This window comes from Alienimonas sp. DA493 (assembly GCF_043951915.1).
Classification (GTDB): domain Bacteria; phylum Planctomycetota; class Planctomycetia; order Planctomycetales; family Planctomycetaceae; genus Alienimonas.
The window spans coordinates 1-10,980 of sequence record NZ_JBINJD010000169.1 but is presented as its reverse complement, the minus strand read 5'-3'; the positions used below and the strand labels follow the sequence as shown (position 1 = coordinate 10,980).

Below are 10,980 nucleotides of genomic sequence, written 5' to 3'. Positions count from 1 at the left end.
CGGCGTTACAGCGGGTGATGGCCGTCGACGACGCCGGCCTCGGAGGGGGAGGTGTGCAGTTCCACCCGGGGGCGGTTGCGCTCGTCGACCAGCACGACGGTGGGTTCGTGCTCCCGGGCCTCGGCCTCCTCGAACTCCGCGTAGGTGCAAATGATGACGAGGTCCCCCGTGACGGCCCGGTGGGCGGCGGCGCCGTTGGCGCAGATGTCGCCCCGCCCGGCCGGGCCGGGGATCGCGTAGGTGGCGAACCGGGTGCCGCGGGTCACGTTGTAGACCTCCACCCGTTCGTGCGGGAGAATGTCCGCGGCCTCCAACAGGTCGGCGTCGATCGTGAGGCTGCCTTCGTAGTGAAGGTCGGCGTCGGTGACGGTCGCCCGGTGGATCTTGGCGTTCAGCAGCGTGCGGCGCATCGGTCGCGAGGTGGGGGAAAGCGGCGGCGGGGCATCTTAGCGTCGCGCCGCGACATCGCCCGGCCGCCCCGTCCCGGTCCCCGGCGGTCCTGCGAGATCTCGACGACTTTCCCGGCTTGCGGTTTGCGGACGCCGGTTCTAAATTTCCCGTCCCCGAACCGCCCCGCCCGGGTCGGTGTCGGACCCGGTTGAAAAACCGCGGGGTTCGGTAGCTCAGTTGGTAGAGCACAGGACTGAAAATCCTGGTGTCGTGGGTTCGATTCCCACCCGAACCATTTGCCCTAAGTCCCGCCGAACGCAGCAGTTGCGGAACTCCGGACCGGCCGGAGCGCGGCCCTCTCGACCGGGCGAATCGTGGTAGATCTACCCCGATTCGCCGGGAGGCCGCCCCGATGCCCCGCCCCAGACGCCGCGTTCCCACCCTCACCCTCCACAAGCCGACCGACCAGAATCGGTGCCGCTGGGAGGGGAAAGACCACTACTTCGGCCCCCACGGCGATCCGGAGACCGAGGAAAAGTTCCGCCGCTGGGCCGGCGAACTGCTGACCGCCGGCGTCGCCCCCGACAGTCGCACCCGGCCCCCGCGGACCGGCGAACCGAGACGCCCCCCCGGCGGCCTGACGATCACCGAGCTGATCGCCGCCTACCGCCGCCACTGCCTCGCCTACTACCGCGAACCGACGGCGGGGCGACGACGGAAGTGGAGAGCATCAAGCAGAGTCTGAAGCCGGTCCGCGCCCTGTACGGCGGGACCCCCGCGGCGGAATTCGGGCCGAAGGCCCTCAAGGCCGTCCGGGCGGCGATGGTCGAGGCCGGCCTCTGTCGGAAGGAGGTCAACAAGCGGGTCGGCCGCGTGAAGCGGATGTTCCGCTGGGGCGTCGCGGAGGAGCTGCTCCCGCCGGACGTCCGGCACGCCCTCGACGCGGTCGAGGGGTTGAAGCGGGGTCGGACGACCGCCCGCGAGACGGAGCCCGTCCGGCCCGCGCCGGACGCCGACGTCGAGGCCGCGCTGACCCACCTGCCGGCCCCCGTGGCAGCGATGGTCCGGCTGCAGCGGCTGACCGGGATGCGGCCGGGCGAGACGGTGCAGCTTCGGCCCCGCAACGTGATTTGCGAAGGCGACGTGTGGGAGTACCGCCCCCGGCAACACAAAACGCTGCACCACGGGAAGACCCGGACCGTGATGATCGGCCCCCGGGGACAGGCCGTCCTGGCCCCCTACCTGGAGCGGCCGGCCGGGAAGCCGTGCTTCTCCCCGCGCGAGGCCGTCGCCGAGGTGCGCGGGCGTCGCCGCGCCCTCCGCTCTACTCCCGACTCCTGCGGCAACCGGCCCGGGACGAACCGGAAGGGCTGTCCGGAGAAGGCCCCGGGGGAGGCCTACACGACCGCCACCTACCGGCAGGCCGTCTATCGGGCCTGCGACGCGGCCGGCGTGCCCCGCTGGTCCCCCAACCAGCTGCGCCACTCCCTCGGCACCCAGGTCCGCCGCACGCACGGCCTCGAGGCCTCGCAGGTGACCCTCGGCCACTCCCGGGCCGACGTGACCCAAATCTACGCCGAACGCGACGCGGCCCTCGCCCGGCGGGCGATGCTTGAAGTCGGCTGACGCCCGACCGCGGGGCGGCGGACGCGACGGGACTGCCGGCGGCGCCGTAAGGTGCAGTGCCCCCCCCGCAGGAATCGCACCCCGCCGGAGACATCGCATGCCGGCCGACGAAGTCGACGAAGTCGCCATTCAGGAGGCCTTCGAAAAGGCCTACGGACGTTTCGAACGCGACGTTCTGAAGGCCGCGCTACGGAGAGAAAAGGCGGCCGCGGAGCGGTGGGCAGGAGGGACCAGGGCTGAAGACGAACCGTCCTGGTATTTCTCGAACGGCCTGCGGGAGTGAAGTCTTCGCCGGAGCGTGCCGTCTGCTCGACAAGACCGCGGAGGATCTGACCGGCGCCGGACGAGCGGACCGTCGGACCGCGCGGTGCGACGCCGTCGCCGACATGAAAGGGTCAGTCCGCGAACGGATGCGTGCCGCCATCTGGGATCGCCTCAATCGAGCCCGGTCGTCGGCGACGAGCCGGAGGTCCGACTCCGGGCAATGCGGCGGCGGTGGGGGAGCTGCACGCGGGGCGGGACAATCCTGCTCCACCCCGCCCTCGCCCGCGCCCCCCGACCGTGCGTCGAGTACGTGGTCGCCCACGAATTCTGTCACCTGCTGGAGTTCGGCCACGGGCGGCCGTTCTACCGGCTCCTCACGACCGTCCTGCCGGACTGGGAGGAGCGGCGAGAGATGCTGTCACGGTATCCGGGGCCGCGGCTCGGCCCCTGACTCGGTCGTGAGCCGGCCGGCCACACGGTTCGGCGGCGAAGAGTCTTCGGTGGCGTCCCGACGGTCAGGACGGCGAAGCGACCGCAGATAACCGATACGATAGGGTGTCACTCTGCATCCGCCCGCCGCCGCGCCCGTGTTCTCGTCGTGAAACTCCGCAACCCCCCGCTGGTGGAGGCGTGGATCGACTTCCGGTTCGAAACGCCGCCTGCCCCCCCGGATCCGACCGGGGCGGAACGGGCGGAGCGACTCCTCCGGAAACATTTCGGAGAGGAGCTCCCGCAGGTGGAGCACCTCGTCGAGGATCTATTTGAGTTCAAGCCCCCGAGGCCCGAGGCGCGGCCGTCGCTCACTGTGTCACAGCGTACCGTCGCGGTGAGAGCAGCGAACCACGCCGGCACATCAGTAGTGCAGATGGGGCCGAACTTCGCCTCAGCCCATTTCGTCCGGGCTGACGGTGCCGACTATCCCGGGTTCCCCGCCCTCCGGGACCGGGCGCTGGAGGTGCTCCGCTTGCACATGGAAGAGTTTGGAGAATCTGATCCCCCGGGCCGGTGCCTGCGTGCGTTCGGCCTGCACAACATTGACGTCGTCGACGTGCCCCGCGAGCCAGACGGATCGGCCGACCTCTCGTCCTGGTTCGAGTTCGACGTGCGGGTGCCGTCGGTGGGTGTCGGAGATCCCCCCTTCCGCGTCGCAGCGCGATGTGAGTCGACGACACCGGTAGAGGACGTGCGGCTGACGTTCTCCTTCGAGTCGCAGGACGCGCCCGCCGACGCGGGAGCTCGGTTCCGCCTGGAGTGGCACCTGGATGGATCGGCCGGCGGCGAAGGGCCGGCGGGTCCGGAGACCGTGCGGCCCCGGCTGGACGCCGCACATGCGTACCTCAATACTGTTTTCCGCGCGGCCTTCACCGACGCAATGTGGGCCCGATTCTCCCCCGCCGACGCATGATCCTCGCCGCCCCGCCCCCACTGATCGACCTGCCGCCGGCAGCCCCGGCCGTCGAGGTGCGGGACGTCGCGCGGACTGACCGAACCGGGGCAACCGCCCTGCGTCACCGAGTTTTCTACGGCCCGCTACGGATTGGAAAGCACGTCTATCCGCTCCGTAAGGCGATCCGCGGGGAACTCCTCCCGGCACCAGCGATGCCGGCTTACAGCCTTCGACCGGACCGGACGGAAGTGCGGGTTCCCGACCTGCCCGGCGACGATTTCCTCGGCCGCGGGGCGACGGCCGCCGAGGCGTGGGACGACTGGTTCGACCGCTTTCACACCCAGTTCCAGCAACTTTACCGCACACCAGGCTTCGAACGGACCGCCGATCAGGAAGTGGTCTGGCGACGTCTCTGTCGGATTGTGGACGTGACCGCCTACCAGCAGTCTCAGCCGCTCGAAGCCCGGGAGGTTGGGCTACTGACGAGCAATGAGCCCGGCCGCCGGAGGGTGGAGTGGGTCGGCCGCGGGGTGCCGGAGCAGATCTCCTCCCGCGTCTCTGTCGCCCTGCCAGAGGAATTCGCCGCCCTGCGGAGCGGCCAGTGGTTCGAGATGACCACAGTGCGACACCCGGCGGACGGACGATTGCTCGGCGGCTCCGGCGTGACGCCGCTGCGGAGATCCCCGCTCAAGGCCAACGCCGAGGAGCTGGCGGAGTTCGAGGCGGCGTGGGAACCGACCTCCGCCCTGCCCGCGACGACTTGGGACTGACTCGGGTCGTCTCCGACCGCCCCCGCTTAAGCGTTCAGACCGCGACCCGCCCCACTTGTACTTCTGGTCTCTCGACGTCGGACAGGGGGCCGCGAACGTCCTGATGCTCGGCGACGGCCGGGCGGCGGTGTTCGACTGCGGCCCCGCCAGTCGCTTCAGCCCGCTCCGCCCGTTGCTCTCCCGTTACGTGCGGGAGATCGACCTGCTGGCCGTCTCCCACAATGACGCCGATCACCGCGGGGCCGCGGCCGGGGTGCTGACCGACTACGCCGAGCGAGTCCACCGGCTGCTCTACGCGGCGGATCGAGCGGCGAAGGAGAACAAGCTGTACCTCCTCCTCCGCGACCTGCGTGCGAGAGGGCGGTTCGACGGTCTCCTGAGCCGCCTGGAGGTGGAGGAAGACGGTCCGCCCCGCCTGCTCCTCCCGGAACCGGGGCGGCCGCTGCCGAGGGGGCGGGAGGACGTCAGGCTGAAGCTGTTCGCCCCCACCGCCTTCGAGGCGGACGCGGCCTCGGCCGGCGGTGATCCGAACGCCGCGAGCGGCATCCTCGCTCTATCCTCCGGGCCGCACCGGATCGTGATCTCGGGGGACGCGCCGGTGTCGCAGTTCCGCTCAGTCGCTGCCCGGCGGGGCGGCGGCCCGATGGCGGCCGAGGTGCTGCTCGTCCCCCACCACGGCGGCAGAGTTTGGCGGCCCGGCGACGACGCGGCCGGCGAGCTGAAGTGGCTCTTCTCCGAAGGCGTGCGGCCGCGGTTCGCATTGGTCTCGGTCGGCACGTCGAATACACATAAGCACCCTCGCCCCGAAGTCATCGACGCTCTGCTTGATGCCGGCGTGACGGTCCTGTGCACCCAGATCACGAAGCGGTGCTGCCGGGCGCCGGATCTCGAGCAGTTCCGACTGACGAACCCGCCGCCCGGAGACTTTTGCCAGTCCCTCAGAGCTCCGAAATGGACCGACGCCGGCAACAGCCGAGACGTACCGTGCGCCGGCACCGTGCGGATGGCGCTTCGCCCGGATGGCGTGACGGTCGAGCGAGTCGGCGAACACCAACGCGCCGTCGACCGCCTTGCAGCCACGACCTACGGCGCCCCGCTGTGCCGCCGAGCGGATTGCGGGGAACGTGACGGCTAAGAGCCGGAATCGAGTGCGGGATCAGAGATGTGGCCCGCGAGAGAGAGGATCATCCCACCTCCTCCGCGACACGCGCGGCGTTGTGGGCGGAGGGGAGGCTTGGGCGTAGTTCTCGGTGACACTTCCGCCGGAGTGGCCCAGCGCGTCACGGGCGGCGGACAGGGCAACATTCGCCCGCACCTCCGCGGCCGCAACGTGGCGGAGCCGGTTCGGCGGCCACGGCGGGCCCCCTCCCTTCTCGCAGGCCCGCCGCACCGCGGTGTAGTAGCTCTTTGGCGTGTACCGCACGCCGGGCCGCCGCCCCGAGGTCGCGTTACGGTTCGTCCCCGGTCGGTTGCCGCACGACTCCGGCGTCTTCCGGGCGGCCCGTTCGGCGGCCAACAGCGCGGCGGCGTCGCCGGCCCCGGCTCGATCCAGTAGTCGCGTCACGTCGCTTATGACCTCGCCTCGCGTCGACTCACGCTACGCAGAGGCCGGTTCCCCCGCGAGCGGCCGGTCCCGGGACGACGGACCCGCGTGAGCTGAGCGGCGGCGGAGCCCGGCGGGCGACGGAACCGCCCCCGGCCGCTTTCCGAACGATCGAAGTCCCGGACGCAGCCGCCGGTCAGACCGCGCCGCGCAGCCGCTTGACGTGATGACTACGCCTGTCGCACATTCAATTACCACACCTGTGGTCAGGACGTAAAGACGACGATGACGCCCGAACCTTCACCCCCGGTGCCGGCCGACGGGCCGCTTTCCATCTCCGACGCCGAGTGGCGGGTGATGCGGGCGGCGTGGGACGCCGAGCGGGACGACCCGCCCGGGACCGTCGCCGCGGCGGTGATCGCGGCCGTCACGCCCGTGACCGGGTGGAGCCACCGCACCGTCCGCACGCTGCTGGCCCGGCTGGTCAAGAAGGGCGCCCTGACGGCGGAGCCGGACCCGGCCGCCCCGCGGCGGCACCGCTACCGGGCGGCGGTTTCGGAGCGGCAGTGCGTGCAGGCGGAGGGGCGGAGCTTTTTGGAACGCGTGTTCGGCGGGAACGTTGGGGCGGCGCTGGTGCACTTCGCCGAGGGGGCGGAACTGACGCCCGCCCAGGCGGACGAACTCCGCCGGCTGCTGGACGAGGCCGAGTCGAAGGGGGCCGGCGATGACTGACCTCCCCTCCCCCGACCTCCTTCCCGGCCTGGCGGGCTCCGCCGTGCAGGCCGGACTGCTGGTGCTGGCCGTGTGGGCGGTCGTCGGCGCGGCGGGCCGGCGGCGTGTCGGTGCGGGCTCTGGCTGCTGGTCCTCGGCCGGCCGGCGGTCCCGATCGCCGGGCCGGTCGGCGGCCCGGGAGACCGACCCGGTGACGCCGGTGGGCGAAACCGAGGTGAACGCGGTCCTGCCCCGCCCGCCCCGGCAGGCGGCCGCGATGGTCAAACTCCAGTTGCCCGCCAATGAAGGAGTTGTGGCCGCCCGACCAAACGTCTCTCCGGTCACGCGGACGTGTCGTCGGCCCGAATCCGATTCGACGGTTCCGCCTCGCCGGGTGTCGTACGCCTGCGGTCCTGCCGACGGGCGACGGGGCTCGAACGATCAACCCGGTGACGTTTCCGCACACTCGTAACACCAATTCAAGGTGCCCCCAAGAACCTGAGCGAAATCGGTCGGCAGTCGATCGACCGGAACGCCCGATTCAATCGGGCCTCGTAGAAACCCGCGCTGAGCGGTCGCCTACAGGGCTTCGCCTGAGGGCTGGACGCCGCACATTGCCCTCTCGATCGTTTCCTGACACCACGGCAGTGGTTTGCGGTCGACTCGGCCAAGGCACAGGATCCTGCCGGAATAGTCGGGGTGCCGCGGCTCTCTGGGATCGTTTGAACGTGCCGCCCGCCCCCGCACCGCCGTCCCGCCAGCACCTCTCACGGTCCGCTGCGAGGTGTGCGGCCGGATGGTGCCGGTGGGGGAGGCGACGCCGCTCCGACTGCTCCGCCCGGCCGTCGCCGCGCTCGTCGCCGCCGATCGTCCGGACCGGGCGCCGGGCGGACTGATCTGCGAGGAAGATCTGCGGACCTACCGCCGCCGGCACGTCTAGGACCTGCTGACCGAGGGGGAAGGCGAACTCACCGCCCTGCAGCGGGACGTTTTGGACAGCCTCGGTCGCGACGAGATCGTCGCCGCCGCGCCCGCCGCGCCGGGCTCCGACCCGTTCTGCGTGCGGCTCGCCGACCGCGTGGCGTCCTTCGGCGGCAGTTGGACGTTCATCCTCAGCTTCTCCGGCGTGCTGGCCGCCTGGGTCGTCCTCAACACGGTCGGACTGATGGCCGAGCCCTTCGCCCCCTACCCGTACATCCTGCTGAACCTCCTCCTCTCCTGTCTGGCCGCGTTGCAGGCGCCGGTCATCATGATGAGCCAGAACCGGCAGGAGGCCAAAGACCGCGCCCGGGCCGAGAACGACCTTCGGGTGAACCTCAAGGCGGAACTCGAGATCCGCCACCTGCACGCCAAGCTCGACCTGTTGCTGACCCACCAGTGGCAGCGCCTGCGGGAAATCAAACAATTGCAGACCGACTTGCTCGAGGAACTTGGCGGTCGCGCACGGGAAGCCGAACCGGGCCGGGAGGATTCGGCTCGCTGACTTTCCCGACGGTTCGCCGGGATCGTTCCTGGCCGCCTCCGGACGAAGCCCTGAACGGGCGGGGCGAGTCCGGCGAGAGCCGGCGTGCGGAACCGCACGGGGCGCGGGCGTTCTTGACCGCCGGCGCGCCCGATCCGCACGTCGCAGCCGGCCGGGGAGGGGCGTACGGGGCTCGGAACAGGCGTTGCAACGGGGTGAGGACGGTTTCCACCGCTCGACCTTCGCCTCCGAGGAATCTCCCATGCCCGCCTCTGCCGAGTCGATGTACGACTTGCTCCGGCCCCACCCCGGACCGCCGCGGGTGTTGCTGGCCACCGACTTCTCCGAGGCCTCGGCGGAGGCGGCGTGGCTGGCGGTCCGGCTGCCGTACCGCGAGGCGCCCGAGGTCGCCGTGCTCAACGTCGTGTCGGCCCCGACCCAACCGTCCAGCGTGGCGCTATTCGCGGTCTGGCCGGAGATTATGGCCAAGCTGCATGCTGACGCCGCGGCCCGCCTCGAAGACGTCGCCGAGCCGTTCCGACCGATGGCGAAGTTCGTCCGCACCGTGGTGCGTCGCGGCGCCGTCGCCGACCAGATCCTCACGGAGGCGGCCTCCTCCCACAGCGAATTGATCGTGATCGGGGCGCAGGGGCATTCGGCCGTCGAACGCGTGCTGCTGGGGTCCGTCTCCGACACCGTCGCCACCCACGCGGGCTGTTCGACGCTGGTCGTGCGTCCGACCGGGCTCCGCGACGAACCGGGGACGGCGGCGGACGCGACGGAACAGCGCCCGCTGCGGGCGCTGGTGGCGGTGGACGAGACCGATCAGGCCCGCCGGGCCGTACGGGAGCTGCAGTCCTACCACTGGGGCCCCGGCGCCGAGATCACGCTGCTCCACGTCATGGAGATGTACGGCTTGAGCTCGGACGGCGCTTCCGAGGTCGACCCGGACATTCTGCAGGAGCTGAAGGACGCCAGTCTCGCCGAGCTGGAACGGCTGGCCGGCCCGCTGCGGGAGACCGGGGCCGGCGTGACGGTCGACGTGCGGACGGCCCGTCGGGCCGGCAAGGAAATCGTCCGCCGTGCGCAGGCCTGCCGGGCGGACATCGTGGCGGTCGGCGACCGCGGCCGACCGTCGACGTTCGGCGTCCATCTGGGCAGCGTCTCGCGTCACGTCCTCCGGCACTTCGAGGGCAGCGTCTGGATCTGCCGCGGGCGTCGGGCCTGACCCGCCGGGTTCGCACGTCGTCCCTCTCCCACCACGCCCTCCGGACGCCCGTTCGATGATCTCCCCCGAGAACCCGACCCGCGTGCTTATCGTCGGCGGCGGGTTCGCCGGACTGGCGTCGGCCGCCCGGCTGGCGCAGTCCGGCGTGCCGGTGACGCTGTTCGAGTCCGCCGCGGAGGTCGGCCGGAGCGCCTCGACGCTCAATCAGGGCTGGCTGCACAGCGGCGGTACGTTCGCCCGGTCCGACGTCGCCCTTGCCGCGGCCTGCTGCGACGCGCTCCGCCGCGCCGTCGGGTTCTGCCCCGGCTGCATCGAGGCGCCGCCGGCCCGCGGTCTGGCGATGAATCGCATGGTGTACTTCGCCCGGCCCGGCGGGCCGGACCCGACGCCGTGGCTCGACGCGTGGGACCGGGCCGGCATTCCGTTTCGCCCGTTGACCGCTGCCGACGCGGCCCGCGAGCTGCCGGACCTCCGCCCGGGGGCCGCCGGACCGGCGTTCGCACTGCCGGATCGAGCTTTCCGGCCGGACGTGCTGCTGGAAAAACTGGCCGCGGTCGCGCTCGCCCACGGCGCCGAGGTGCGGTGTGCCACGCCGGTCCTCGGACTCGTGATCGACGACGAGACCGTACGCGGGGTCGAATTGCCCGGCGGAGAAACGGTTCGCGGCGGGGCGGCCGTGTTGGCGACCGGGGCCTTCAACCGAGACCCCGCCGTCTCGCTGATCGCCGGCCGCGAACTGCCTCTCCCCAGCGGAACGAGCGTCGGACTCCACCGCACGCACCTCGTGTCCTGCCGGGCCGGGTTGAAGTCGGCGCCGTTCCACCTCCTCGAAGACGCGGGCCTGAACGCCCTCCCCCACGGCCCGACGACGGTGTTCGGCGCCGAGCGGTGGGAGGCGGTGGACTCCCCGACGGCGGCCGCTCACCCGGACCCTGGGGCGGTGCGGCGGCTCTGGGAGGAGGCGGAGGCCCTGTTGCCGGCGGTCCGGCGGGACGCCCCCGGCGTGCGGGAGTGGGCCGGCGTGACGGCCCACGCGGTCCGGTCGAGGCTGGGCGGCGATCTCGGCCCGGCGGGGGCCTGGTCCGGCCCGGTCGTGATCGATCACGGTCGATCCGCATTGCCGGTCGACGGCCTGTTCAGCGTGTTCCCCGGGCGGGCCACGATGTGGGCGCACGCCGCCGACATCGTGCGGCAGGCGGTCTTGGAGCGGATCGATCCCCCGCACGTCCTCGCCGCCGCGCCGCCGTGGGGCGTTCCGGGGTCGGTCCCGCGGGCGACGGAGGACGACGACGCCCCCGCCGAGCCGAGCGATGAGGCGGACGGGTTCGAGTTCGTCGCCCCCGCGCCCTGACCGCGCCGCGGCTTACGGGTACGGGCGGAAGGAAGGCCGGTTGTCGCGGGCGTCGCGGAGCGGCCGGTCGTCGCCGCGTTCCTCGAACTCGTCCTCCTCCAGCCAGACCTGTTCCCGCTCGGCGCAGGGCGTGCCGAGGCCCGACTGCACGGCCGCGTCGTGCACGGCAACCGGGCGCCGCGGCGCGGGCGGCGGCCCCGCGGGCGATCCGCCCGCAAGACGGCCCCGCCCGCCCTTTCCGGCCGCTG

At 71.9% G+C, this 10,980-nt stretch carries 14 protein-coding genes and 1 tRNA gene; 13 read left to right on the top strand and 2 right to left on the bottom strand.

Going from position 1 to position 10,980, the window contains the following annotated elements; all coding sequences use genetic code 11:
- Positions 1-5: 5 nt before the first annotated feature.
- Positions 6-410, bottom strand: coding sequence for an aspartate 1-decarboxylase (gene panD / locus ACG2DA_RS19140; RefSeq protein ID WP_395257802.1), 405 nt, complete (start codon positions 408-410; stop codon positions 6-8).
- A 202-nt stretch (positions 411-612) separates the two neighbouring features.
- On the opposite strand from panD, the gene ACG2DA_RS19135 reads away from it, so the two are divergent.
- The 13 genes from ACG2DA_RS19135 (at position 613) to ACG2DA_RS19075 (ending at position 10,732) form a co-directional block, all read left to right on the top strand.
- Positions 613-685, top strand: a tRNA-Phe gene (locus ACG2DA_RS19135).
- Positions 686-802: 117 nt separating this feature from the next.
- Positions 803-1,135: a hypothetical protein gene (locus ACG2DA_RS19130; protein ID WP_395257800.1), complete on the top strand. Its 333-nt coding sequence runs from the start codon at positions 803-805 to the stop codon at positions 1,133-1,135.
- Complete coding sequence (locus ACG2DA_RS19125) at positions 1,111-2,016, top strand: tyrosine-type recombinase/integrase (protein ID WP_395257798.1); 906 nt, start codon at positions 1,111-1,113, stop codon at positions 2,014-2,016. The genes ACG2DA_RS19130 and ACG2DA_RS19125 overlap by 25 nt, the downstream gene beginning before the upstream one ends.
- A gap of 97 nt (positions 2,017-2,113) precedes the next feature.
- The gene (locus ACG2DA_RS19120; protein WP_395257796.1) at positions 2,114-2,299 is read left to right on the top strand and encodes a hypothetical protein; all 186 of its coding nucleotides are present in this window, start codon (positions 2,114-2,116) and stop codon (positions 2,297-2,299) included.
- A 15-nt stretch (positions 2,300-2,314) separates the two neighbouring features.
- Positions 2,315-2,731, top strand: coding sequence for a M48 family metallopeptidase (locus ACG2DA_RS19115; RefSeq protein ID WP_395257794.1), 417 nt, complete (start codon positions 2,315-2,317; stop codon positions 2,729-2,731).
- A gap of 147 nt (positions 2,732-2,878) precedes the next feature.
- Entirely contained in the window at positions 2,879-3,685 is an 807-nt protein-coding gene (locus ACG2DA_RS19110) for a TIGR04255 family protein (protein ID WP_395257792.1), read from the top strand.
- A complete protein-coding gene (locus ACG2DA_RS19105; protein ID WP_395257790.1) occupies positions 3,682-4,437 on the top strand; it encodes a hypothetical protein in 756 nt (251 codons plus the stop codon). Before ACG2DA_RS19110 ends, ACG2DA_RS19105 begins: the two co-directional genes overlap by 4 nt.
- A gap of 55 nt (positions 4,438-4,492) precedes the next feature.
- Entirely contained in the window at positions 4,493-5,572 is a 1,080-nt protein-coding gene (locus tag ACG2DA_RS19100) for a ComEC/Rec2 family competence protein (RefSeq protein WP_395257788.1), read from the top strand.
- Positions 5,573-6,265: 693 nt separating this feature from the next.
- Complete coding sequence (locus ACG2DA_RS19095; protein ID WP_395257786.1) at positions 6,266-6,712, top strand: BlaI/MecI/CopY family transcriptional regulator; 447 nt, start codon at positions 6,266-6,268, stop codon at positions 6,710-6,712.
- Between the two features lie 763 nt (positions 6,713-7,475).
- A complete protein-coding gene (locus ACG2DA_RS19090; protein ID WP_395257784.1) occupies positions 7,476-7,631 on the top strand; it encodes a hypothetical protein in 156 nt (51 codons plus the stop codon).
- A 51-nt stretch (positions 7,632-7,682) separates the two neighbouring features.
- Positions 7,683-8,174, top strand: coding sequence for a DUF1003 domain-containing protein (locus ACG2DA_RS19085; protein WP_395257782.1), 492 nt, complete (start codon positions 7,683-7,685; stop codon positions 8,172-8,174).
- A 241-nt stretch (positions 8,175-8,415) separates the two neighbouring features.
- A complete protein-coding gene (locus tag ACG2DA_RS19080) occupies positions 8,416-9,381 on the top strand; it encodes a universal stress protein (RefSeq protein WP_395257780.1) in 966 nt (321 codons plus the stop codon).
- A 55-nt stretch (positions 9,382-9,436) separates the two neighbouring features.
- A complete protein-coding gene (locus tag ACG2DA_RS19075; RefSeq protein ID WP_395257777.1) occupies positions 9,437-10,732 on the top strand; it encodes an NAD(P)/FAD-dependent oxidoreductase in 1,296 nt (431 codons plus the stop codon).
- Positions 10,733-10,744: 12 nt separating this feature from the next.
- Here ACG2DA_RS19075 and ACG2DA_RS19070 read toward each other — a convergent pair whose 3' ends face one another.
- Positions 10,745-10,882, bottom strand: a complete 138-nt coding sequence (locus tag ACG2DA_RS19070; protein WP_395257775.1) for a hypothetical protein — start codon at positions 10,880-10,882, stop codon at positions 10,745-10,747.
- Positions 10,883-10,980: the final 98 nt, after the last annotated feature.